24 protein-coding genes and 3 tRNA genes are annotated in these 21882 nt (G+C 72.7%); 13 read left to right on the plus strand and 14 right to left on the minus strand.

The features are described from left to right. Nucleotides 1-38 precede the first annotated feature (38 nt). The 5 genes from GA0070604_RS00790 to amcA all read left to right on the plus strand — a co-directional run bounded on the left by GA0070604_RS00790 (nucleotide 39) and on the right by amcA (nucleotide 4803). Nucleotides 39-392 carry a sterol carrier family protein gene (locus tag GA0070604_RS00790; RefSeq protein ID WP_091112485.1) on the plus strand — a complete coding sequence of 118 codons (354 nt, stop codon included), beginning with the start codon at nucleotides 39-41 and terminating at the stop codon, nucleotides 390-392. A 161-nt stretch (nucleotides 393-553) separates the two neighbouring features. Continuing rightward, the gene (purF, locus tag GA0070604_RS00795) at nucleotides 554-2155 is read left to right on the plus strand and encodes an amidophosphoribosyltransferase (RefSeq protein WP_091112488.1); all 1602 of its coding nucleotides are present in this window, start codon (nucleotides 554-556) and stop codon (nucleotides 2153-2155) included. 62 nt (nucleotides 2156-2217) lie between these two features. After that, the gene (gene purM / locus GA0070604_RS00800) at nucleotides 2218-3372 is read left to right on the plus strand and encodes a phosphoribosylformylglycinamidine cyclo-ligase (RefSeq protein ID WP_091112492.1); all 1155 of its coding nucleotides are present in this window, start codon (nucleotides 2218-2220) and stop codon (nucleotides 3370-3372) included. A 122-nt stretch (nucleotides 3373-3494) separates the two neighbouring features. After that, nucleotides 3495-4598 (plus strand): cyclophane-forming radical SAM peptide maturase AmcB, encoded by a 1104-nt coding sequence (gene amcB / locus GA0070604_RS00805; RefSeq protein WP_208602206.1) that lies wholly within the window; start codon nucleotides 3495-3497, stop codon nucleotides 4596-4598. Beyond that, nucleotides 4567-4803: a multiple cyclophane-containing RiPP AmcA gene (amcA, locus tag GA0070604_RS00810; RefSeq protein WP_091112498.1), complete on the plus strand. Its 237-nt coding sequence runs from the start codon at nucleotides 4567-4569 to the stop codon at nucleotides 4801-4803. Before amcB ends, amcA begins: the two co-directional genes overlap by 32 nt. A gap of 151 nt (nucleotides 4804-4954) precedes the next feature. Here amcA and GA0070604_RS00815 read toward each other — a convergent pair whose 3' ends face one another. Then, the gene (locus GA0070604_RS00815; RefSeq protein ID WP_091112499.1) at nucleotides 4955-5170 is read right to left on the minus strand and encodes a DUF3073 domain-containing protein; all 216 of its coding nucleotides are present in this window, start codon (nucleotides 5168-5170) and stop codon (nucleotides 4955-4957) included. Between the two features lie 302 nt (nucleotides 5171-5472). After that, nucleotides 5473-6555: a Glu/Leu/Phe/Val family dehydrogenase gene (locus GA0070604_RS00820; RefSeq protein WP_091112502.1), complete on the minus strand. Its 1083-nt coding sequence runs from the start codon at nucleotides 6553-6555 to the stop codon at nucleotides 5473-5475. Between the two features lie 173 nt (nucleotides 6556-6728). Here GA0070604_RS00820 and GA0070604_RS00825 point away from each other — a divergent pair, with 173 nt between their 5' ends. Next, complete coding sequence (locus GA0070604_RS00825; RefSeq protein WP_091112505.1) at nucleotides 6729-7568, plus strand: DUF8083 family protein; 840 nt, start codon at nucleotides 6729-6731, stop codon at nucleotides 7566-7568. A 254-nt stretch (nucleotides 7569-7822) separates the two neighbouring features. After that, a complete protein-coding gene (locus tag GA0070604_RS00830; protein WP_007073996.1) occupies nucleotides 7823-8032 on the plus strand; it encodes a BldC family transcriptional regulator in 210 nt (69 codons plus the stop codon). A 71-nt stretch (nucleotides 8033-8103) separates the two neighbouring features. On the opposite strand, the gene GA0070604_RS00835 is transcribed toward GA0070604_RS00830, so the two are convergent. Further along, nucleotides 8104-8514 (minus strand): PPOX class F420-dependent oxidoreductase, encoded by a 411-nt coding sequence (locus tag GA0070604_RS00835; protein ID WP_091112508.1) that lies wholly within the window; start codon nucleotides 8512-8514, stop codon nucleotides 8104-8106. Nucleotides 8515-8568: 54 nt separating this feature from the next. On the opposite strand from GA0070604_RS00835, the gene GA0070604_RS00840 reads away from it, so the two are divergent. Beyond that, the gene (locus GA0070604_RS00840) at nucleotides 8569-9345 is read left to right on the plus strand and encodes a class I SAM-dependent methyltransferase (protein WP_091126817.1); all 777 of its coding nucleotides are present in this window, start codon (nucleotides 8569-8571) and stop codon (nucleotides 9343-9345) included. 69 nt (nucleotides 9346-9414) lie between these two features. On the opposite strand, the gene GA0070604_RS00845 is transcribed toward GA0070604_RS00840, so the two are convergent. Continuing rightward, the gene (locus GA0070604_RS00845; protein WP_091112511.1) at nucleotides 9415-9690 is read right to left on the minus strand and encodes a hypothetical protein; all 276 of its coding nucleotides are present in this window, start codon (nucleotides 9688-9690) and stop codon (nucleotides 9415-9417) included. Between the two features lie 164 nt (nucleotides 9691-9854). On the opposite strand from GA0070604_RS00845, the gene GA0070604_RS00850 reads away from it, so the two are divergent. Together GA0070604_RS00850 and GA0070604_RS00855 are read left to right on the plus strand one after the other, a co-directional pair. Then, entirely contained in the window at nucleotides 9855-10712 is an 858-nt protein-coding gene (locus GA0070604_RS00850) for a 3-hydroxyacyl-CoA dehydrogenase family protein (protein WP_091112514.1), read from the plus strand. Nucleotides 10713-10717: 5 nt separating this feature from the next. Beyond that, entirely contained in the window at nucleotides 10718-11461 is a 744-nt protein-coding gene (locus GA0070604_RS00855) for an enoyl-CoA hydratase/isomerase family protein (protein WP_091112518.1), read from the plus strand. A 59-nt stretch (nucleotides 11462-11520) separates the two neighbouring features. On the opposite strand, the gene GA0070604_RS00860 is transcribed toward GA0070604_RS00855, so the two are convergent. Further along, the gene (locus GA0070604_RS00860; protein ID WP_091112522.1) at nucleotides 11521-12861 is read right to left on the minus strand and encodes an ABC transporter substrate-binding protein; all 1341 of its coding nucleotides are present in this window, start codon (nucleotides 12859-12861) and stop codon (nucleotides 11521-11523) included. Between the two features lie 166 nt (nucleotides 12862-13027). Here GA0070604_RS00860 and GA0070604_RS00865 point away from each other — a divergent pair, with 166 nt between their 5' ends. Together GA0070604_RS00865 and GA0070604_RS00870 are read left to right on the plus strand one after the other, a co-directional pair. Beyond that, nucleotides 13028-13417: a hypothetical protein gene (locus GA0070604_RS00865; RefSeq protein ID WP_091112526.1), complete on the plus strand. Its 390-nt coding sequence runs from the start codon at nucleotides 13028-13030 to the stop codon at nucleotides 13415-13417. Between the two features lie 36 nt (nucleotides 13418-13453). Beyond that, nucleotides 13454-14161, plus strand: a complete 708-nt coding sequence (locus tag GA0070604_RS00870; protein WP_091112529.1) for a DUF2786 domain-containing protein — start codon at nucleotides 13454-13456, stop codon at nucleotides 14159-14161. 168 nt (nucleotides 14162-14329) lie between these two features. On the opposite strand, the gene GA0070604_RS00875 is transcribed toward GA0070604_RS00870, so the two are convergent. The 8 genes from GA0070604_RS00875 to crtI form a co-directional block, all read right to left on the minus strand. Beyond that, the gene (locus tag GA0070604_RS00875; RefSeq protein ID WP_167363377.1) at nucleotides 14330-14845 is read right to left on the minus strand and encodes an SRPBCC family protein; all 516 of its coding nucleotides are present in this window, start codon (nucleotides 14843-14845) and stop codon (nucleotides 14330-14332) included. A gap of 248 nt (nucleotides 14846-15093) precedes the next feature. Next, a tRNA-Phe gene (locus GA0070604_RS00880) sits at nucleotides 15094-15167 on the minus strand. Between the two features lie 74 nt (nucleotides 15168-15241). Then, nucleotides 15242-15315: transfer RNA gene (locus GA0070604_RS00885), tRNA-Asp, on the minus strand. A 32-nt stretch (nucleotides 15316-15347) separates the two neighbouring features. Further along, nucleotides 15348-15420 (minus strand) — tRNA-Glu (locus GA0070604_RS00890). Nucleotides 15421-15574: 154 nt separating this feature from the next. Next, complete coding sequence (locus tag GA0070604_RS00895; protein WP_091112532.1) at nucleotides 15575-16369, minus strand: polysaccharide deacetylase family protein; 795 nt, start codon at nucleotides 16367-16369, stop codon at nucleotides 15575-15577. A gap of 75 nt (nucleotides 16370-16444) precedes the next feature. Continuing rightward, nucleotides 16445-17440, minus strand: coding sequence for a MerR family transcriptional regulator (locus GA0070604_RS00900; RefSeq protein ID WP_091112535.1), 996 nt, complete (start codon nucleotides 17438-17440; stop codon nucleotides 16445-16447). Continuing rightward, nucleotides 17430-18089: an isopentenyl-diphosphate Delta-isomerase gene (idi, locus tag GA0070604_RS00905; RefSeq protein ID WP_091112539.1), complete on the minus strand. Its 660-nt coding sequence runs from the start codon at nucleotides 18087-18089 to the stop codon at nucleotides 17430-17432. Before idi ends, GA0070604_RS00900 begins: the two co-directional genes overlap by 11 nt. 41 nt (nucleotides 18090-18130) lie before the next feature. After that, nucleotides 18131-19612, minus strand: a complete 1482-nt coding sequence (gene crtI, locus GA0070604_RS00910) for a phytoene desaturase family protein (RefSeq protein WP_091112544.1) — start codon at nucleotides 19610-19612, stop codon at nucleotides 18131-18133. A gap of 133 nt (nucleotides 19613-19745) precedes the next feature. Here crtI and GA0070604_RS00915 point away from each other — a divergent pair, with 133 nt between their 5' ends. Then, nucleotides 19746-20687 (plus strand): phytoene/squalene synthase family protein, encoded by a 942-nt coding sequence (locus tag GA0070604_RS00915; protein ID WP_091112548.1) that lies wholly within the window; start codon nucleotides 19746-19748, stop codon nucleotides 20685-20687. A 20-nt stretch (nucleotides 20688-20707) separates the two neighbouring features. Here GA0070604_RS00915 and GA0070604_RS00920 read toward each other — a convergent pair whose 3' ends face one another. After that, the gene (locus tag GA0070604_RS00920) at nucleotides 20708-21808 is read right to left on the minus strand and encodes a serine hydrolase domain-containing protein (protein WP_091112552.1); all 1101 of its coding nucleotides are present in this window, start codon (nucleotides 21806-21808) and stop codon (nucleotides 20708-20710) included. Nucleotides 21809-21882 lie beyond the last annotated feature (74 nt).

Genomic DNA, 21882 nt, shown 5'->3' on the forward strand with positions numbered 1-21882 from the left:
GCGTCGACCGAAATGCTGTCGGATCGTATCGTCCCTTCGTGTCCTCTCCGCACACTAAGTCCGCCTCGGTTGCGGCGGCGCTGGCAGCGCTGGATGAGGGGCGCGCACCTGAACGGTCGGTGCTCCGAGAGGCGGTCCGTGCGCTCTTGGCCGTCCTCGCGGAGCGTGCCCCCGGCCGATCGGTGGAGGTGCGGGTTCCACCCTACGGTGCCGTGCAGTGTGTGGCCGGGCCGCGACACACCCGAGGGACGCCCCCGAATGTGGTGGAAATGGACCCGGCTACCTGGTTGGCCCTGGCCGTCGGGCGTTTGAGCTGGGCAGACGCGGTTACCGAGGGTCGCGTACGGGTGAGTGGGACCCGCGCGGACATTTCCGGGCATCTCCCGCTCTAGCTCGGCGGACGCCGGAGGCTGTGTCACTCTGGGCAGGCTTATCGTGACTGTCGGTGTCGGCCTGGGTTCGCGTACACTGTCAGGCGACGAGGTCCTGGCCTGACGTGCGGAGCTGCCCCCCGACTCCGCCGGGCCGGACCAGACCAGCAAGGGAGCGGCAGGTGCCCCGAGGCGATGGCCGGCTGAGCCACGACCTTGACCCCCAGCGGCCCGGCCCGCAGGACGCGTGCGGCGTCTTCGGCGTCTGGGCGCCGGGTGAAGAGGTCGCCAACCTCACCTACTTCGGGCTTTACGCCCTCCAGCACCGTGGCCAGGAGGCGGCCGGCATCGCGGTGAGCGACGGCTCGGGCGTGGTGGTCTTCAAGGATCTCGGCCTGGTCGCCCAGGTCTTCGACGAGCCGACCCTGGCCAGCCTGCGCGGGCACGTCGCGATCGGCCACGCGCGCTACTCGACGACGGGCGGCTCGACCTGGGAGAACGCCCAGCCGACCATCCGGGCGACCAGCGCCGGCACCACGATCGCGCTGGCCCACAACGGCAATCTGGTCAACACCGCCGAGTTGCAACGCGAGGCGGCCGAGCGGCGGCTCGACTTCGATGGCGCGACCAACGACACCTCGCTGGTCACCATGCTCCTGGCCAGCCGGCCCGACCTCTCCGTCGAGGCGGCCGCCCTGGAGGTGCTGCCCCGGCTGCGGGGCGCGTTCAGCTTCGTCTTCATGGACGAGTCGACCCTCTACGCGGCCCGCGACCCGCACGGCGTGCGCCCGCTGGTGCTCGGCCGGCTGGAGCGCGGCTGGGTGGTGGCCAGCGAGACCGCCGCGCTGGACATCGTCGGCGCGAGCGTGGTCCGCGAGGTCGAGCCGGGCGAGCTGATCGCCATCGACGAGGACGGGCTGCGTTCCACCCGGTTCGCCGCCCCGGAGCCGAAGGGCTGCCTCTTCGAATACGTCTACATCGCCCGCCCGGACGCCACCATCGCCGGGCGCAACGTGCACTCCGCCCGGGTGCAGATCGGCCGTCAGCTCGCCCGGGAGCACCCGGTCGAGGCCGATCTGGTGATCCCGGTGCCGGAGTCCGGCACCCCCGCCGCGATCGGCTACGCCGAGGAGTCCGGCATCACCTACGGCCAGGGCCTGATGAAGAACCCGTACGTCGGGCGCACCTTCATCCAGCCGTCCCAGACGCTGCGCCAGCTCGGCATCCGGCTCAAGCTGAACCCGCTGCGGGAGAACGTCCGGGGCAAGCGCCTGGTCGTGGTGGACGACTCGATCGTCCGTGGCAACACCCAGCGGGCCATCGTGCGGATGCTGCGCGAGGCGGGCGCGCTGGAGGTGCACGTCCGGATCTCCTCCCCGCCGGTCAGCTGGCCCTGCTTCTACGGGATCGACTTCGCCACCCGGGCGGAGCTGCTGGCCAACGGGCTGGACAACGACGGCATCCGGCGGTCGATCGGCGCTGACACGCTGGGTTACGTCTCGCTGTCCGGTCTCATCGCCGCGACCGAGCAGCCGAAGAGCCGGCTATGCCGGGCGTGCTTCGATGGGGAATATCCGATCGAGCTGCCGGCCGGGCACCTGATCGGAAAGCACGTGCTCGAAGGAGTGGGCCGCCGGGTCGCCGCCGAGGCGTCCGGCGCCACCGCCGCCCACAACGACAACCCCAGCTCGGCTGACGGCCACAACTCGGCCTCCGCGCTGAGCGGCACCACGGACCGAATGACGGCCGGTCTGACGCCGTCGGCCGCCACCCAACGCCGGTAGCACCACCGACGCGGGTCCGGCCCCACCGGGACGGCCCCGCGAGAAACACAAAGGGGAGAACCGTGACGCACGTGTCCGAGCGCAGCGGCGCAGGAACCAGCCCGACAGGCGCCGGCGGCGACCGCCAGCCCTGGTCGGCCGGCAGCAGCCGTACGGCGCGCAAACGCTCGGTCTCCTACGCCGACGCCGGGGTGTCGATCGAGGCCGGCGACCGCGCGGTCGAGCTGCTGAAGTCCAAGGTCAAGCAGACCCGGCGCCCGGAGGTCATGGGCGATCTGGGCGGTTTCGCCGGCCTGTTCCGGCTGGACACGCAGAAGTACAAGAACCCGATCCTCGCCTCCTCCACGGACGGGGTCGGCACCAAGCTGGTGATCGCCCAGCAGCTCGACATCCACGACACGGTCGGCATCGACCTGGTCGCGATGGTGGTGGACGACCTGGTCGCCTGCGGCGCCGAGCCGCTGTTCCTGCTCGACTACATCGCCACCGGCGAGGTCGTGCCGGACAAGGTCGCCGAGATCGGCGCGGGCATCGCCGACGGCTGCCGGTACGCGGGCTGCGCGCTGCTCGGCGGCGAGACCGCGGAGCACCCGGGCGTGCTGCGCCCGGACGAGTACGACATCTCCGCCACCGGCGTCGGGGTGGTGGAGGAGAGCGAGATCCTCAGCTCGGAGCGGGTCGAGGTGGGCGACGTCGTGATCGCGATGCGCTCCTCCGGCCTGCACTCCAACGGCTACTCCCTGGTCCGGCACGTGCTGCTGGGCGCCGGCCGGATGCGGCTGGACGTGGTGATCGACGACTTCGGCCGGCAGCGGACCCTCGGCGAGGAGCTGCTCACCCCGACCAAGATCTACGCGCAGGACTGCCTCAAGCTGATCGCCGAGGCCGAGGTGCGGTCGCTGGCCCACGTCACCGGCGGAGGCATCCCGGGCAACCTGGTCCGGATTCTGCCCGAGCACGTCGACGCGGTGGTCAACCGTTCCACCTGGAAGCCGCAGCCGATCTTCGACCTGATCCAGTCCAAGGGCCGGATCGAGGACCCGGAGATGGAGGCGACGTTCAACATGGGCGTCGGCATGTTCGCCATCGTCTCCGCCGAGGACGCCGACCGGGCGCTGGCCACCCTGACCGGGCGTGGCGTGGACGCCTGGCAGGCCGGCGAGATCATTGAGGGCACCGGCAACGTGCAGATGGTCGGCCACCACACCCGGGGATGATCACATTCTGTTGATCATCCGGCCACCTGATCGGGGGTTCACCCGAGTGGCCACCGCCGCCTAGCCTGAAGGGCACTTCGGCTGACGGGGGAGGGTTGATGGCCGCTCGTACGCACTCCGGGATGCGGGGCATCGCCGCCGTGCCCTCGTACGTGGTGATGCAGCCGACAACCCTCTGTAACCTCGACTGTGCCTACTGCTACCTGCCCCTGCGGGCGGCGGACCGGCGGATGCCGGTCGAGGTGGCCGAGGCGGTGGCGGCTTCGGTGAACCCGTGGGCGGCAGCGGGGCGCTTCTCCGTCGTCTGGCACGGCGGGGAGCCGCTGGCGGCCGGGCAGGAGCACCTGGCGGCCCTGCTCGCCCCGTTCGGGCCGGAGGTGGAGCACCACGTCCAGACCAACGCCACGCTGATCGACGACGCCTGGTGCGCGTTCTTCGTCGAGCACGGCGTACGGGTGAGCGTGAGCGTGGACGGGCCGCGCGAGCGCAACGCGGAGCGGGTCACGCGGGGCGGCCGGGCCGCGTACGACCGGATCCTGGCCGGGGTGACTGCGCTGCGCCGGCACGGGCTGCCGTTCTCGGCCCTCGCCGTGGTGTCCCGGCCCGGTCCCGGTCTCGCCACGGAGCTGTACGACTACTTCCTCGACCTGGGCTGTGACGTGCTCGGCGTCAACATCGAGGAGACCGAGGGGGTCAACACCCGCAGCAACGCCCGGGACGCGGCCGCGGTGACCGGGTTCTGGGCGGAGCTGGTCGGCGCGTGGCGCCGGGATCCGCGTATCCACCTGCGCGAGGTGGAGTGGTCGCTGCGGTACGCGGGTGCCGTGCTGGCCGGCACGGCGGAGGAGTTGCTGCCCCGCCGGCTCGACCCGATCCCCACCGTCGCCCACGACGGCTCGGTGGTCGTGCTCTCCCCGGAGCTGGCCGGCTTCACCCACCCCCGGTACGGCGACTTCGGCAGCGGCAACGTGCTGACGACCCCGCTGGCCGAGATTCTGGCCGGGGCGGGGCGGACTCCCTGGGTGGCGGAGTTTCTCACCGGCGTCGAGGCGTGCCGGTCGTCCTGCCCGTACTTCGGCTTCTGCGGTGGTGGCCACGCCGCCAACCGCTACTTCGAGCAGGGGCGCTTCGACGGTACGGAAACCGAGCACTGCCGCAACAGCAAGATCCGCCTACTGGAGGGAGTGTTGGAGCATGCCCGAGAGCACCAGTCACCGGCAGTCTGAGCGCGTCGGCGGAGCCGGCCCGGACCCGGTCGTCGAGCGGGTACGGGAGGCTGCCGCGGGGTTGACCGCTCTGCTTCACGAGGCCGAGGCCGCGCGGCTGCTGCGGGCGGAGGTGTCGGGCGGCGACGGGGCCAGCGCGGTGTGCGCGTGGAACCACTTCGAGAACATCCCGACGTTCTACAACTGGAACAATCGCCCCCGCTGAGGGGTACGACTCCGCGATCAAGGACCTGCCGGGCGCGTTGGGGTGTCCCGTCGGTGCGGCAGGTCCTTGATCGTCGGTCGTACGCCGGCTTCCGCAGAGCACATGCGTGAGCACGCGGGGCTTACCGCGTGCTCAGATGTGCGCCCGGTGGTCAGCGGGCCGGACGGGCCCAGGTGCCCGGGTCCTCGTCCGCGTGGTCCTCGTCATCGTCGTCGACATACTCTTTGTAGTCGTCGTCGAAGTCGCGGTCCGACTTGCCGCTGCCGCCGAGTTCTCGCTGCAAGGCGGCGAGGTCGGTGTTCGGGGAGTGGTACTTCAACTCCCGGGCCACCTTTGTCTGCTTGGCCTTAGCACGGCCGCGCCCCATGGCTCGACCCCCTCGCACAGAATGCGGGGCAGCCCGAAGGCGGGCCCCGATGACGTCAGGCATCTCTCGTGGCTCTTACGGTACATGGGGATGCCACCGTTCGGCACCTCGGGTTACCGTCAGCCGGCCCTGCGCGTCGCAGTGATCCGGCCGTCACAAAGTGTACCCGGTAAGGGGTGGGTGCCGTGAGCGGCCGTGACAGCGGTCAAATCGGCCTTAAGCTCCCCAATTTCCAGCGTAACGCCAGCCGAGCCGCCGCATCACGTCGGGGGCGGAGTCGGCCCCCGCCCCCGACGTGATGTTCACCGCACGCGGATCGTGCGCAGCCGGCCGACCTCGGCCATCCGCCGCTCGGCGAGCCGGTCCGCGGCCACCGCGGGCGGCACGCCCTCGTCGTCGGCGAGCCGCAGGATCTCCCGCGTGGTGTCGTAGATCCGGGTGGCGCGCAGCTTGGCCCGCTCGAAGTTGAAGCCCTCGATCTCGTCGGCGACCTGGATCACGCCGCCCGCGTTCACCACGTAGTCGGGGGTGTAGAGGATGCCCCGGTCGGCGAGGACCTTCTCGATGCCCGGGTGGGCGAGCTGGTTGTTCGCCGCCCCGGTGACCACCTTGGCCCGCAGCGCCGGCACGGTGTCGTCGTTCAGGGCGCCGCCCAGCGCGCACGGGGCGTACACGTCGATGTCGGCGGCGATCAGGGCGGAGGGGTCGTCGACCAGCTCGACCTGCGGGTGGTTGGCGCGCGCCCACTCCAGGGCCTTCGGGTTGAGGTCGGTGGCCACGACCTCGGCCCCGTCCTCCAGCAGGTGCCCGGTCAGGTACCTGCCGACCTTGCCCAGGCCGGCCACACCGACCCGCCGGCCGGACAGCGTCGGGCTGCCCCAGACGTGCTCGGCGGCGGCCCGCATGCCCTGGAAGACGCCCCAGGAGGTCAGGATCGAGGAGTCGCCGGCACCGCCGTGCTCCAGGCTGCGACCGGTGACGTACCGCGTCTCCCGGGCGATCACGTCCATGTCGGTCACGTAGGTGCCGACGTCGCAGGCGGTGTAGTAGCGCCCACCCAGCGACTCCACGAAGCGGCCGTACGCGCGCAGCAGCGGCTCGCTCTTGATCTGCTCCGGGTCGCCCCAGATGACCGCCTTGCCGCCGCCGAGGTCGAGGCCGGCCAGCGCGTTCTTGTACGCCATGCCGCGGGAGAGGTCGAGCACGTCGGCAAGAGCCGCTTCCTCGCTGGCGTACGGGTAGAACCGGGTGCCGCCGAGCGCGGGGCCCAGTGCGGTGGAGTAGATCCCGATGATCGCCTTGAGACCGGACTGCTTGTCCTGGCAGAACACGACCTGTTCGTGGCCGGTGGATCCCGGGTCGTCGGTGGTGGCGAATACGCCCATGGCTGACTCCTGTGACGGTGTGCGCCCTTGTGGGGCGCGGACCTGGTGACGCGCCGGCGGGATGCTGCCGGTGCTGCTGAGCCTAATATCGGCCGAAGCCGTACTGTCGCGCACGCCACGTCCCCATGTCACGCCGGCAACGTACGGTTCCCGACTCGTGGGAGGATCGCGCCGTGCCGTCGCTCTTCGCTTCTTACCTGCGCGTGTACGAGCCCCTGACCGCCTTCGACCGGGACCGCCAGTCGTTCTGGCGCCGTTACGTCGACGAAGGCCGGGCTGTCGCGCCGTTGGAGGGGCCGGTCCGACAGCGGGCCGCGGTGATCGAGGCGCTCGGCGCGGGCTGGACCCGGCTGCCGGACCTGCCGGACGAGGCGTACGTGCTGGAGACCGACGACTCGCTGCTGGTCTGCCCGTGGAACCTGCGGATCCGGGTGGCCGAGGCGGCGCTGAGCGCCCGCGACGGCGTGCCCACGGTGCTGGCCGACGCGTTCGTTCCGCCGGTCCTGGCCGGCCAGGCCAAAGCGGTGGTGGAGGACTGGCGCAGCGGGGCGCGGGTGCTGGAGCGCGGGGTGCCGCGGGTGCACGAGCAGATCGCCACCTGGGGGGTGCCGCTGCGCTGGTTCGTGCTCTTCGACGCGCGGGAGCGGCACCTGGTGACCGCGCCGGACCGGCGGGCGCTGCGCTACCGGACCGAGATCTCGAAGGCGCGCCGACGGTCGTCCCGGGCGCTGTCCGTGTTGCGCAAGTCGGTCGGGGAGGCCCCGATCACCGAGGCGGTCGAGGAGGCCGCCCGCTGGCTGGAGGAGTTCCACCCGCGCTCGGTCGTCGAGCTGGACTACGGCGGCCTGGTCCAACTACTGCCGGACGAGACGCTGCTGGCCGACGACTCGCCCGATCTGGTCGCGACCGGGCTGGCGGGGCTCTCCCGCGGCGAGGCCGACGAGGCATCGGCGGCGTACGACAAGTTGGTCGCGCGGTGGCGGGCGGTGCAGCTGCTGGAGCGCTGCAATTAGCCGGAATTATCCGGCCAAGACGCCTTCAACACGAGAGTGTCTCGTAGTTGATGCATCACGACCCGTGATCATGAGTCCGAATAAGGTACTTTCTGCCGCATAAAAGTCGTAAAAATCGGGCATGGTTCATCCGTCCGTCTAGGGACCTTCAGCCGTTCGGCCCATGTCGGACATCGGGGACTAGCCGGACCATGGGAGACGCGTCGGCCGGCGGGACCCCGGCCGATGTCTATACATGTGGAGGAGTGACCCCGATGGCATCGCGAACGCATGAACCAGAGCCGCTACTCACACCGGCCGAGGTGGCGTCGATGTTCCGTGTCGACCCGAAGACGGTGACCCGGTGGGCCAAGGCCGGCAAGCTCAGCGCGATCCGGACCCTGGGCGGACACCGCCGTTACCGCGAGTCGGAGGTTCGGGCCCTGCTGCAGGGGCAGATCCCCCAGCAGCGTCAAGGGGACTGACGACCCGGACGTTTCTCAGGCGTTCCGATCAGGGGCGGCCGGACGTACGCGACAGCGACGATCCGCCGCCCTTAGTCGTCTCCGGGGGTCGCTCGTGCCACCCGATCCTCCAAGACGATCCGCAACCCCACCGTGCCGCTCTCCCCCCGGCGCAGCCGGCTGCCCAGCAGGCCCAGCCGGCCGATCAGCCGGTACTTCTGCTTCACCAGCCCCCGGACCCGCCGGGTGCCGACCAGGTCACAGACCGCCGCGCGCCCCGGCACCGCCGCCCCGCGCGGCCGGCCGCGTACGTCGCACGGGGCCAGCGTCACCCGGCCGTTCCGCCGGATCCGCTTGACCTTGCCGCTGTCCGACGCGGTCCACACCGCCAACGCATCCCCGTCCCGCACCGCCCAGACCGGCGTCGGCACCGCCCGGCCGTCCTTGCGGAACGTCGTGAGCAGCACGTACTTCTCCGCCGCGAGGCGGTCCAGGTCGGTCACGCCGCCCAGGATAAGGCCGCGACAGGCCGGCCATGCCCGGTTAGCGTGATCGCCGTGACCAGCGAACCCGCGATCGGCGACGTGTTCGGCGAGATGATCCGTGACGCGTACGCCGTCGCCACGGGCGTCGGGCCCCGGCCGCTGGCCGGCGGGCGGTTGCCCCGGCCGGTCATCGAGATCATCGAGCGGGACGACGGCCTGATCAACGGTGCTCCCGCCGGGCACTACCTGGACCCGCCGGAGGCGTGGCAGCCGTACGACCACCGTGCCGTGGACCGGGTACGCGGGCACGCGCTGGACGTCGGCGTCGGCGCCGGCCGGATCGCGCTGCACCTCCAGCAGCGCGGGATGCCGGTCACCGGCCTGGACACCTCGGTCGGCGCGCTGCGGGTCTGCCGGCACCGGGGCGTACGCGACCTGGTGCACGGCACGATCGACCAGCACGTCGCCGACGGCCGGCGGTACGACACCTTCCTGCTGTTGGGCAACAACCTCGGGCTGATCGAGGGGCGGGAGCGGGCCGCCGACTTCCTGGCCGCCCTCGCCGCGTTGGCCCGTCCGGGGGCGCAGGTGATCGCGCACGGCACCGACCCGTACGGCACCACCGATCCGGTGCAGGTCAGCTACCACGAGCGCAACCGGCGGCGGGGCCGGCTCGGCGGTCAGCTCCGGCTGCGGCTGCGCTACCGGCAGCTCGGCACCGAATGGTTCGACTACCTGGTCTGCTCGGCCGACGAACTGGCCGGGCTGGTCCACGGCTCGCCGTGGCGACTGGTCGACGTGGACGACCGGGACCACCCCTACTACCTGGCCACCCTGGAGCTGGCCTGAGCGCCGGCTCGGGGGTTTGGAAGGGCACCCTGCAATCGCCAGGCGTTAACAAGGTGCCCTTCCTTCGGCTCAGACCTGGACGGTCGGGGAGTGCTGCTCCGGTGGGAGGCCGCCGTCGCCGTCGACCACCTCGTCCGGGGTTCCGTCCTCGTCGATGTCGACCATGGTGATGTCCACCCGGCCGTCACCGTCGGTGTCGAACTGGAACACGTCGGCCTTCCCGTCGCCGTCGGTGTCCACCACCCACACGTCGGTCTGTCCGTCGTGGTTGGTGTCCGCGCGGAGCAGGTCCACCCGCTCGTCGCCGCGCGTCTCCACGGTCTCCGCGTTCTCCGCCTGGCTCATCTCGATCCTTCCCTCGGCTTGACCGTCGTCTGTACCCGGTGCGCCGCGCCCCCACGCACGCCACCCCGGCCGGCCCTGCATAGGGTCGCATCCAGGAACGAGCGGAGCGGGCGGCCGGGCGCGGCGGAGACCCCGTGCGCCACCGCACGCGGCGAGAGGACGTCATGAGTGGTCGTTTTGTGGTCGTCGGGGCCGGCACCATGGGCCTCGGCATCGCGTACGTGGCGGCCGGCGCCGGTTACGCGGTCGAGCTGGTCGAGGTGGACCCGGCGCGCGGCGACGCCGCCCTCCGGCGTCTCGGTGAGCTGTGGGAGCGCGGGGTCCAGCGCGGCAAGCTGACCGCAGAGGAGGCGGCGGCGAACCGGGAGCGGGTCATCCTGCGGGCCGGGCTGGCCGAGGTCGCCGAGGGGCCCGACGTGATCGTGGAGGCGGTCCCCGAGCGGCTCGAACTCAAGCGGTCGGTGCTGCGCGAGGCCGAGGCGCGGCGTCCCGCCCTGCTCGGCAGCAACACCTCCAGCATCCCGATCGCCGAGCTGGCCGAGGGGCTGGCGCGCCCGGCCGACTTCCTCGGGCTGCACTTCTTCAACCCGGTCTGGGCGATGGCGCTGCTGGAGATCGTGGTCGGCCCGGCCACCGCGCCGGGGACCACCGAGGCGGCCGTCGCGCTCGCCGGCCGGCTGGGCAAGGACCCCGTCGTGGTACGCGACATGCCCGGCTTCGCCACCTCCCGGCTCGGGGTCACCCTCGGGCTGGAGGCGATCCGGATGGTCGCCGACGGGGTGGCCAGCCCCGGCGACATCGACAAGGCGATGGTGCTCGGCTACCGGCACCCGATCGGGCCGCTGGAGCTGACCGACCTGGTCGGGCTGGACGTCCGGCTCGACATCGCCCGCGCCCTCCAGGCCGCGTACGGGGACCGGTTCGCGCCGCCTCCGCTGCTGGAGCAGCTGGTCGCCGAAGGGAAGCTCGGCAAGAAGTCCGGCCAGGGCTTCTACACCTGGGAAGGCGGGGTCAAGCAGTGAGTGGCGTGAGCGGGCTGCGGGTCGAGGAGTTGCCGGACCGGCTGGTGGTCACGCTGGACCGGCCGGAGAAGCGCAACGCCATCGACGCCGACCTGATCGCCGAGCTGCACGCCGTCTGCGCCGAACTGGAGGCGCGGCCCCGGCTGCTGCTGCTCACCGGCGGGACGGAGGGAATCTTCGCCGGCGGGGCGGACATCGGCCAGCTCCGCGAGCGCGGCCGGCTGGACGCGCTGGCCGCGATCAACCAGGCCGCCCTCGCCCGGATCCGGGCACTGCCGATGCCGACCGTGGCCGCCGTTGACGGCCCGGCGTTGGGCGGCGGCGCCGAGTTGGCGTACGCCTGCGACCTGCGGGTGTGCACGGCGCGCGCGGTGTTCGGCCAGCCCGAGGTGCGGTTGGGCATCCTGGCCGGCGCGGGCGCGACCCACCGGCTGCCGGCGCTGGTCGGCGAGGCCCGGGCCAAGGAACTGCTCTTCACCGGCCGGCGGGTGGACGCGGACGAGGCGCTGCGGATCGGCCTGGTCAACCGGGTGGTGGCGGAGCCGGCGGAGCTGCTGCCCGCCGCGCACGGTCTGCTCGACGAGATCGCCAAGGGTTCGGCGCTGGCGGTGCGGCTGACCAAGCTGGCGGTGGACGCCCCGCCCGCCGCCCACCCGCAGCTCGACCTGCTCAGCCAGGCGGTGCTCTTCGAGGACGAGGAGAAGCACCGGCGGATGACCGAGTTTCTGGAGCGTCGCCGGTCCCGCTGACCCGGGCCGGACGCGACGAGGGCCGCACCGGTGCGCCCGGTGCGGCCCTCGTCGTCGGTTCAGTGCCGGAGCGTCACCCCGGCGTCGGCCAGGTCGGTGATCACCTTCAGCGACTCGCCGAAGCCGATTATCAGCACGGCGTCCGCCCCGTAGGTCTTGATCTCCTGGGCACTGGCGGAGAAGTCCACCGCCTGCGTGTCGGCCGGCGGCTCGTACGTGAGCAGCCTGACCCGGTCGGCGCCGAAGCCGGCCCGCTCCAGCTCGGCGCGGACGTTCTCCTGGAGGCCCTCGCCGTAGGAGTCCTTCCGGGCCACGATGGCGACCTTGCGTGGCCCGTCCCGCAGGATCACGTCGGCCAGTGCCCGCCCCTGGAGGCTGTCCGGCGGCGCGGTGCGGAAGTAGAGGTTCTTGTCGTCCACCGTGGTCAGCCCGGCGTCCGTGTTGGACGGAGAGAACAGGATCCGGCCGGCGGCCACCACGTCGGGCAGCACGGCCCGGGAGATGCCGGAGGCGGCGGCACCGATGATGACGTGCACACCGTTGGCGACGTGCGAGGCCACCGTCGCCTTCGCGGTCTCCGGGTTGGTGCCGTCGTCGCCGTCGACCCAGGCCACCGGCTCGCCGAGCACGCCACCGGCGGCGTTGATCTCGCGGATGGCCAGCGCCGCGCCAGCGGCCAGCGGCGGGTACGCCAGCGCCAGGTCACCGGTCTTCGGCAGCAGGCCGCCGATGACCAGCGGGGCGCCGTCCCCCTTCTTCCCGGCGCGTGGCTTCCGGCCCCGGGGCGGCTCCTTGGTGCTCGCCCCCGACTCGTCGCCCGCGCCGACGAACTCGGTCTTGCCGTCGTCGATCTTCTGGTCACCGAAGTGGAGGGTGGCGTAGCTGGCGGTCGCCGGCTCGCCGGCGTCGGTGAACCCGGCCCGGTTGAGCGACACGCCCCGGTATTCGATGTCCTGGCCGGCGCGGGCGAGCCGCAGGCAGGTGTTCGGGTCCTCGCAGCGCTCGCCGCCCGTGGTCACCCCGACGATCTGCTTGGCGATCTCGGTCGGCTCGGTGGTGCCGGCCAGCTGGGCGGCCAGCGCGCTGATCACCACCGCGTCGTACGTCTCCGCGGAGTAGAGGTAGTCGGTCAGCTTCGGGTCTACGGTCCGTAGCCGTTCCTTGAAGCTCTCCGGCAGCGGGGTGAGCGGGATGGTGCCCTTCATACCCTTGAGTAGGCCCGCACGCTCCCTCAGCTCGACGGCGTAGGCGGTCTGCATGTTGCCGTCGGTGCCGTAGAGGCGCACCTGGGTGTCGGTGTTCGCCTCCTCGGGCTGGTCGCTCCCGCAGGCGCTGGTAGCCAGCAGGAGCACCGCGCTGGCCGCGGCGATGGCGGCGCGCGACGCGCGTGAAACGAGCATGGTCGTCCTTCCTCCGGCGAAGGTCCGCTGCGCACATTAGCGTGCCGTCGCGGGTAGCGGGGCCGTGGAGGGCGCTCCGTCAGCAGCTTGACTGCGGATATCACTTACGGTGACGGCCGGGCTGTTTCGGGGTCACCGCTTGACCCTCCGTCCTACTGTTCGGCAGGTGACCGACGAAGCACAGCAGACGCTGGACGACGCGACCGCCGTGCTCCGCTCGGCCCTCGCCGGCGACGGGGACGGGGTGGTGGGCACCTTCGACGCCGTGGTGGACCGCGCCGGCCTGGCCGGGGCGTACGGGGTGGCGTGGTGCCTGGCCGCCACCATGGTCGGCGACGACGCCCCGGGCGGCGGCTGCGCGCTCGACTTCCCCGGCATCGACCAGGCCGACTACGACACCCGCTGGGTGGCCCGCTTCGTCAGCGCGTACGCCAACGACGACGCCGACACGGGGGAGGCGCTCTTCGGGGCCGCGGCGGCCGACGGGTTGCTACCGGACTGCCTGCTCACCCTCGCCGGGTCGACGGTGGCGACGCTGCGCAGCCGGGCGTACTGACCGCTTGACGGATCCGGGCTGTGATAGCTCTGGAGCATGTCCGAGGTGATGCTGAGCAAGGTCCGCAAGCTGCTCGCCCAGGCCGAGGACCCGGCCTGCACACCCGCCGAGTCGGCGGCCTTCATGGCCAAGGCGACCGAGCTGATCGCCCGCTACGGCGTCGACCGGGCGCTGCTGGCCGCCCGGGAGCCGGCCACCGACCCGGTCGGCGACCGGGTGGTCGAGGTGGTCGCCCCGTACGCCCGGGACAAGGCCGGCCTGCTCGCGGCGGTCGCCGACCCGCTGCGCTGCCGGTGCGTACGCCGCCGGCAGGGCACCGGCTTCGCGATGCACCTGTTCGGCTTCGCCAGCGACCTGGAACGGGTCGAGCTGCTGTTCACCTCGCTGCTCGTACAGGCCGCGCACGGGCTGGCCGGCGCATCCGTGCCGGCCGGGGAGCATCCGGCCGCGTTCCGTCGTAGCTGGCTGGCCGGCTTCGCCCATACCGTGGCGGACCGGCTGCGGGCGGCCGAGGCCGACGCGGTCGCCGGAGCCGGTGCGCCCTCGACGGCGCTGGTGCTGGCCGACCGCTCCGACCGGGTCCAGCGCCGGCTCGCCGAGGTGTATCCGCGGCTGCGTACCGCCCCGCCTCGCCGGCTCGCCGGCACCGGCTTCGGCTCCGGGGTGGCGGCCGGCCGCCGGGCCCACCTGGACGGCACCTCCGTGACCGGACGCGGGGCCGTGGCGCGGGGCATCGGGCGATGACTCCTCCGCGGGTGGTGGGGCCGGACGGGCTCTTCCATGCCGCGCAGTGAGACCGGACGGGGCTCTTCCATGCCGCGGTGAGGCCGGACGGCGCGACGCACCCCACCGTGACCCGATCAGGTCGCGTCGGGTGTCACGCCGGGCACCCGAATGCCGGTGTGCCGCTGCTCAGCAACCGCTGCGGGCGACCGTGGCGAGGTAGCGGCAGAGGAGTTCGTGCCAGCCGGCGGTGAGCGCCTTGCGGTAGCCCTCGGCGGCCGCGCCGTGCCGGTCGAAGTGCCGGTGCTCGACCTCGACCCGGGTACGCGTCGGCCCCTCGGGTAGGAAGAGCACCTCCACCTCGCTGGCCTGCGCCGGGTCCGGCACCGGCACCCGGTCCGGCCCGATCTGCCAGCTGAAGACGAACCGGCGCGGCGGGTCCCAGGTCAGCACCCGGCCCCAGTCGCTGCGGAAGCCGTACGGGCCGATCTCGTAGAGCATGCCGCCGGCCCGGGGTTCGACCCCCAGTTCGGCCAGCGCCGCCGGTCCGGACCAGGTGTATTCGGGTACCCACCAGTCGGTCAGCGACCCGGTGAAGACCGCGAACGCCCGCTCGGCGGAGGCGGGGACGAAGAGCTTGCTACGGAGGCAGAAACGGTCGGATTCCTGGCGGACGTCGTCCGCATCGGCCATCCCCTGTCCCATAGGCCCGGACCCTACCGGCTGCTGCCCCCCGTTGCAGCCTGAGAACCTTGCATTACCAGCAGCGAATAGGGGTTGCCTCCCGCTCCGGCAGCTCCGTCGGGGACGCGTCGGATCCGTGCGGCAAGGAGCCCGGTGGGATTCAGGGTCAACGGCGGCCAGACCGGACAGTCAGGCTTCCCGGGCACAACGCAGAGCGCCGACCGGCGTTTCCGCTGGTCGGCGCTCAGGTAGCCCGGCGAAAGGCTATGTGGCCAGGGGCGGGGTCGAACCGCCGACCTTCCGATTTTCAGTCGGACGCTCGTACCAACTGAGCTACCTGGCCGTGGTGCTCGGCTCATGCTACCGCACGGGCCGATACGCAGAACGCCGCGCGAAGGGGCGCGGCGTCAGCGCTTGCGGTCCTGACGGGACTTGAACCCGCGACCTCCGCCTTGACAGGGCGGCGAGCACTCCGACTGCTCCACAGGACCTAGCTGATGTTGCATCCGGCTGAGCCGGACCGTGCCCCCAACGGGATTCGAACCCGTGCTACCGCCTTGAAAGGGCGGCGTCCTGGGCCGCTAGACGATGAGGGCGGCCCCGCCATCATTGCACATCGCAAGTTCTGGCGGACTTGCTCCCATCCGGCCCCGCCGGAGGCATGAGAAGCATATGTCATGCCCCGGCGGACAACCAAACCGGTATCCCCCCGCTCGACTCGGCAGGCGAAACCGCAGGTCAGGGGCCGGGTCAGCGGAGCCGGGAGATCCCGTACCGCTTCTTCAGCTCGGGAATCAGCTGCCGGCAGGCGGCCATGGTCTGCTTCCGGTCGCCGCCCCCGTCGTGCATCAGCACGATCGAGCCGGGGCGGACGGCCGCCTCCACCCGGTTGATGATCGTCTTGGCGTTGGGATGGTTCCAGTCCTGCGGGTCGACGTCCCAGTGCAGCGGGCGCATGCCGAGCTTGCGCGCCACCTCCACCTCCTCCGCTGTCCACCGGCCGCCGGGCTGGCGGAACCAGGTGATCTCGGCGCCCGGTGCGGCGTCCCGGATCACCCGGTTCGTCCGTGCCAGGTCGGCCTTGATGTCCGCCACCGGCCGCCGGCCGAGGTTGAGGTCGTGCCGCCAGCTGTGGTTGCAGAGTTGGTGGCCCTCCCGGACGATCCGCGCCACCAGCTCCGGGTGGCGCTCGGCCTGCTTGCCGATCAGGCAGAACGTCGCGGTGACGTGGGCCGCCCGCAGCTGGTCGAGGATCTGTGGCGTCCACCGCGGATCCGGCCCGTCGTCGAAGGTCAGCGCCACCGCCTTGTCGCCGCTGCCGCGGTGCAGCCCGGCGGGAAGGGTCTTCGGCAGCGGGCGCAGCTTCGGCTTCGGCGGGGTGGCTCGGCTGGCCGTCGGGGTGGGCGTCGGGGTCGGCGGCGCCGGGGTGGGTGAGGCGGAGGCGGGTGGGCTGGCCGCCTGGGTCGGGGTTTTGCCAGCTCCGCCGCAGCCGGTGAGAAACAACACCAGGCCGAGGGCAAGCGCCAGCACGGCGCGAGAACGCATCGTCGCTCCCGAGAGGGGTCGGGGTACGCGGACTTCCCGACGGTAGTCGAAGCGGGTCAAAAGCGGGAGAGGTGGTCAGGCCGTCGGCGAGGGACCCTGCGAGTCGCGTACGGCCACCGCCAGCGAGACCGCCTCGGCGAGGTCCACCGGCCGGACCACGCCGGCCGGCAGCGCGTCGGCCTGCCAACCCGGCCCGGCGGCGAGCACCAGCAGGGGGCGGCGGGGGACGGCGAGCAGTGCGGAGAGCTGATCCGGGTCGGCGGTCTCCCGGGTGTGCGACCAGAGTACGACGGCCGCCGGCCCGGTCCGGGTGACCGCCTCGACCAGTGCCGGTACGGGCACCCGGGCGCCCAGCATGCGATAGCTCACCCCCGACTCGGTGAGGGCGGCACCCAACGCCTCCAGCGGCAGCGTGTGCTGCTCCTCGTCGGCGCAGGAGAGCAGGATCCGGGCCGGCCCGACGGCCGGGCGTGCCCGGGCCGCCGTGGCGAACGCCTCGGACACGCACCGGGACAGCAGATGCTCCACCTCGATCAGCCCGGCGGTGACGGCGTGCCGTTCGCCGATCCCGGCGAGCACCGGCCGGAGCAGCGCGTCCCAGGTCGCCACCACACCGTCGGCGGCGAGCGCGTGCGCGATCGTCTCGCCGATGGCCGCCGAGTCCAGCCGCATCGCGGCGCGGGCCAGCCCGCGGGCGGCCGGTCCGGCCCGGCCGACCGGGATGGTCGTCCCGCCGCCGGCCCGGGTGCCGTCCGGCCGGGTCGACCGGCCGGCCGCAGCGGTGATCGCGACCGTCTCGTCCGTCGCCCTGCCGGTGTCGGGACGCTCGGTTGCGGCCGGTGCCGGCATCCGCCGGGCCCAGCGGGCGGCCTCCGCGGGGTTCACCCCCTCCGCGGTGAGCCGCCGCATGATCTCCAGACGGGAGAGGTCGGTAGAGGTGTAGCGCCGGTGCTGCCCCGGTACGTGCCCGCTGGGGCCGAGACCGTAGCGCTGGTGCCAGGTGCGCAGCGTGGTGACCGCGATGCCCAGCGTGCGCGCGACGGCACCCGCGCTCAGCGCCTCATCGGCCACCCGGCCGCTCCGGAGCCTCATCGGCCGGCACGCCGGACGAGATCACCCCGGCCGAGACGGCGTCGCCCGAGGTCCTGCCGGCCGGGGGCGCGCCGGACCTGTCGGCGGCGGGAACTGTCGGACGCAGCAGCCGGTCCACCACCCCGCGCAGCCACGGCGCGTACGCCTCGGGGGTGACGTCGAGGTCGGCCGCCAGTTCGCGCGGGTCGACCCAGCGCAGGGTGGCGACCTCGGCCGGGTCCGGCCGGGTGGGCAGGTCGGCCGGCACGTCGGCGCGCAGTACGTGGTCGTACTCGAACTCGACGCGGCCGGTGGTCGGGTCCTCGGCGCGGTAGCGGTGCACCCCGACCTCGGTGAGGTCGACGGGGGCGACGCCCAGCTCCTCGGCCAGCCGGCGGTTGGCGGCCTCGGCCAGCGGCTGACCCGGCAGCGGGTGGCCGCAGCAGGAGTTGGCCCAGCGCAGCGGGAAGCGGGTCTTCACGGCGGCCCGCTGCTGGAGCAGGATCCGCCCGTCCGGGTCGACCAGTAGCACCGAGAACGCGCGGTGCAGCCGGCCCGGCGGCCGGTGGGCGGCGGCCACGGTGTCCTCACCCAGCACCTGCCCGGCGTCGTCGACCAGCTCGACCAGATGCCCTTCGCGGGAGGTCACGGCATCGGCCCTTCCTTCGGGATCGCGTTGCTCCGCGGCGCTCATCGGGTGGCCCCGGTGATCCGCGAGGCGGCCAGCTTGCCGCTGATCAGCACCATCGGCACGCCCACCCCGGGCTGCGTGCCGGAGCCGACGAAGACCACGTTGCCGAGCGTCCGGTGCAGGTTCGACGGGCGGAACGGCCCGGTCTGCCAGAAGCTGTGTGCGGCGGCGAACGGGGTGCCGGCGGCCATGCCCTGCTCCGCCCAGTCGGCCGGGCTGACCGTACGCAGCACTTCGACGCCGTCGCCGAAGCCGACGTAGCCCCGCTCCTCAAGCGTCTCGACGAGCTGGTCGGCGTAGTGGCGGGTCAGGTCGCCCCGCCAGGGCAACGGCGCCCGGTCGAGGTTCGGCACCGGGGCGAGCACGTAGTAGGTGTGCCGTCCGGCCGGGGCGACCGCGGGGTCGGTCCGGCTCGGGTTCGTCACCAGCAGCGAAGGGTCTGTCATCAGCTCGCCGCGCCGGATCACCTGGTCGAACGTGCCCCGCCAGGACCGCCCGAAGTGGATGTTGTGGTGGGCGATCCGCGAATAGCCCTGCGTCGACCCGACGTGCAGCACCACGCAGGAGGGCGAGTAGGTGAGCCGGCGCTGCCGCCCGGCGGGTAGCAGGTCCCGGTAGGCGACCGGCAGGTCCGGGTTGAGCACCACGACGTCCGCGGGGACGAACTCGCCGTCGGCGGTCACCACGCCGGTGGCCCGGCCGTTGGCCGTCTCCACCCGGGTCACCGTGGTGCCGTACCGGAGCTGCACGCCGTGCTTCTCCGCCGCGCCGGCCATCGCCCGGGAGACCGCGTGGACGCCGCCGCGCGGGAAGGACACCCCGGCCACCGAGTCGAGGTACGCGATGACCGCGTAGATGGCCAGCGCGTCGTGTGGCGCGAGGCCGGCGTACATGGCCTGGAAGGAGAAGATCCGCTGGGTACGCGGGTCGCGGAAAAACTGGTTGATCTTCGTTTGAAGTCGCCGGAACGCCCCGTTGGCCAGCAGCTTGACCAGGTTGGCGGTGAGCAGGTCGGTCGGCGCGTCCAGGTTGCGTTCGATGAAGTCGGCCCGCTCCCAGCGCCACAGGTCGCGGGCGTAGTCGACGAACCGCAGGTAACCGTCGGCCTCGCGGGGGCCGCAGACCCGGGCGATCTCGGCCGCCATCCGGGTGGTGTCCGTGATCACGTCCAGCGTCGACCCGTCCGGGTAGTACGCCCGGTACGCCGGGTCCAGCGGGGTCAGGTCGAGCCAGTCGGTCAGCTCCTCGCCGACCGCGGCGAGCGCCTCGGCGATCAGGTCGGGCATGGTGAGCACGGTGGGGCCGGTGTCGAACTCGTACCCGTCGACGCTGAGCCGGCCGGCCCGCCCGCCCGGTGCCGCCTCCCGTTCCAGGACGGTCACCTGCCGGCCGCTGCCGGCCAGGTGCAGTGCACAGGCCAACCCGCCCAGGCCGGCGCCGACGACGACCACCCGGTCCGTGCGTCCGGTCACGATCCGCACGGGACCACCTCCTCACCAGGGCCAGCGCGGTGCGGAGCGCCTCAGCGTGACCGCGCCGTTGGCCAATGGGGGCGAGCGTACCTTAGGGTTACGAATTGCGTCGATTGCTGCGTCGAATCTGGGGGGAAGCCCGGTGGACACCGATCTCACGGCTGCCTACGACCGCTGCCGCGAGCTGCACCGACGCCACGGCCGGACCTACTATCTCGCGACAAGTTTGCTGCCCGCATGGAAACGGCGGCATGTTCACGCGTTGTACGGATTCACCCGCTACGCCGACGAGATCGTCGACCGGACCGAGGAGTTGCCGCCGGCCGAGCGCGCCGCCCGGCTGCGGGAGTGGTCCGCCCGCCTCGCCGCCGGGCTGCACGGTGAACCGGTCGACGACCCGCTGCTCCCGGCGGTGCTGCACACCATCGCCGTCTTCGACCTGGACCACGCCGACTTCACGTCGTTCCTGCGCAGCATGGCGATGGACCTGACGGTCGCGTCCTACCCGACCTACGCCGACCTGCTCGACTACATGGAGGGCTCGGCCGCCGTCATCGGCACCATGATGCTGCCGATCCTGGGCAGTTCCGACCCGGCCGCCGCCCGGGAGCCGGCCCGCCAGCTCGGCCTGGCGTTCCAGCTCACCAACTTCATCCGGGACGTGGCCGAGGACCTGGGCCGGGGTCGGACGTACCTGCCCGACGAGGACCTGGCCCGGTTCGACGTCACCCGGGACGACCTGTTCGCGGCCCGGGCGGCCGGGTACGCCACCCCGAAGATCCGCGAGCTGGTCGAGTACGAGGTGACCCGCGCCCAGGCCCACTACGCGGCCGCCGCGCCGGGCATCCCACTGCTGACCGCCGCCTCACAGTCCTGCATGCGCACCGCGTACGCGCTCTACGGCGGGATCCTGGACGAGGTGGCCGCCCAGGACTACGACGTCTTCGTGCGGCGGGCCCGCGTACCCGGGCCGCGGCGGCTGGCGGTGGCCGCGCGGTCCCTGCTCACCCCGGCCGGCACGCCGGTCGCGGTCCCCGGCCCGGTCGAAAGGAAGGGCCCCTTATTAACGCCTGGCGTTGTATAGGGGCCCCCTCCTAACTTACGTCAGAGGCAGGAGTGCAGGGCATCGACCAGTTCGTCCAGCCGATCGTGGTCGGCCAGGCGGGACGTCACGTACGCGAGGGTGTAGCCGCGCTCCGGATCCGCCCAGGCGCTGCTCCCGCCGATCCCGCCCATGCCCCAGCTCCCGTCCGGCTCCCACTGCATGCCCAGCGTCCAGTACGCCCGCCGGTCCAGCACCAGGTCCGGCCCGTCGTACTGCACCCGGGTCGCCTCGGCGACCAGTTCCGGAGCGAGCAGGCGTACCCCGTCGAGGGTGCCGCCGGCGAGCAGGCCCGCGTAAAAGCGGGCCAGGGCGGTGGCCGTGGCGTGCAGGTTCACCGCCGGCACCTCGGCGCCCCGCCAGAGTGGGCTGTTCACCACGGCCAGGTCCAGGCCGCCGGCCGGGTTGCCGAGTGCCCGGGCCCGCAGCGACCCCGGCTCGCCCAGCATCCGGGTCGGCCAGTCGGGATCGGCGTACGACAGGTCGGCGCAGCGCCGCTGGTCGGCCGGGCCGAGGCCGAAGCCCAGGTCGAGGCGCCACGGCCCGGCGATCTCCTCGGCCAGGAACCGCCCCACCGGCCGCCCGTCCACCCGGCGGACCAGCTCGCCCACCAGGTGCCCGTACGTCCAGGCGTGCTCGCCCGCGACGCTGCCCGGCGTCCACTCGGGCGCGGCGGTGGCCAGGTCGGCGCAGAGCAGCGTCCAGTCGGCGACCGCCTCGGCGGGCCGGGGCACCGGAAACGCCGGCAGCCCCGCGGTGTGGCTGAGCACCTGCCGCACGGTGGCCGGGGTGCGGAACTCCGGCCAGTACGCGGAGACCGGCGCGTCGAGGTCGACCCGCCCCCGGTCGACGAGCATGAGCAGGCAGAGCGCGGCCACCGGCTTGCCGACCGAATAGACGTTGACGAGGGTGTCCGGTCGCCACGGGTCGGTGGCCGCTGCCGCCGGTACGACCGCGCCGGGCGCGACCGCCGAGCGGGTCCCGCCGACCAGGTCGACCACCGGCTCACCGTCGTACCGGATGGTCAGGGCCGCGCCGGTCTCCCGGCCGGCGGCGAACAGGTCGTGGAAGCAGTCCCGGACCGGGGCGAAGCGCGCGTGCACCCGGCCACGGTAGGTGGTCGGTCCGGGGGCCGGCGCGGGAATTCCGGCGCGGCCGGGTCGCGACGTACGCCGGG

The sequence above is a fragment of the Micromonospora eburnea genome (assembly GCF_900090225.1).
Taxonomy (GTDB): Bacteria; Actinomycetota; Actinomycetes; order Mycobacteriales; family Micromonosporaceae; genus Micromonospora; species Micromonospora eburnea.

What these genes read in the sequence shown, in the direction of transcription:
- amcB (WP_208602206.1), top strand. Translation starts at nt 3,495, where the DNA reads ATGCGGGGCATCGCCGCCGTGCCCTCGTACGTGGTGATGCAGCCGACA.
- amcA (WP_091112498.1), top strand. Translation starts at nt 4,567, where the DNA reads ATGCCCGAGAGCACCAGTCACCGGCAGTCTGAGCGCGTCGGCGGAGCC.
- GA0070604_RS00815 (WP_091112499.1), bottom strand. Translation starts at nt 5,170, where the DNA reads ATGGGGCGCGGCCGTGCTAAGGCCAAGCAGACAAAGGTGGCCCGGGAG.
- GA0070604_RS00820 (WP_091112502.1), bottom strand. Translation starts at nt 6,555, where the DNA reads ATGGGCGTATTCGCCACCACCGACGACCCGGGATCCACCGGCCACGAA.
- GA0070604_RS00830 (WP_007073996.1), top strand. Translation starts at nt 7,823, where the DNA reads ATGGCATCGCGAACGCATGAACCAGAGCCGCTACTCACACCGGCCGAG.
- GA0070604_RS00845 (WP_091112511.1), bottom strand. Translation starts at nt 9,690, where the DNA reads ATGAGCCAGGCGGAGAACGCGGAGACCGTGGAGACGCGCGGCGACGAG.
- GA0070604_RS00850 (WP_091112514.1), top strand. Translation starts at nt 9,855, where the DNA reads ATGAGTGGTCGTTTTGTGGTCGTCGGGGCCGGCACCATGGGCCTCGGC.
- GA0070604_RS00860 (WP_091112522.1), bottom strand. Translation starts at nt 12,861, where the DNA reads ATGCTCGTTTCACGCGCGTCGCGCGCCGCCATCGCCGCGGCCAGCGCG.
- GA0070604_RS00870 (WP_091112529.1), top strand. Translation starts at nt 13,454, where the DNA reads ATGTCCGAGGTGATGCTGAGCAAGGTCCGCAAGCTGCTCGCCCAGGCC.
- GA0070604_RS00875 (WP_167363377.1), bottom strand. Translation starts at nt 14,845, where the DNA reads ATGGGACAGGGGATGGCCGATGCGGACGACGTCCGCCAGGAATCCGAC.
- GA0070604_RS00895 (WP_091112532.1), bottom strand. Translation starts at nt 16,369, where the DNA reads ATGCGTTCTCGCGCCGTGCTGGCGCTTGCCCTCGGCCTGGTGTTGTTT.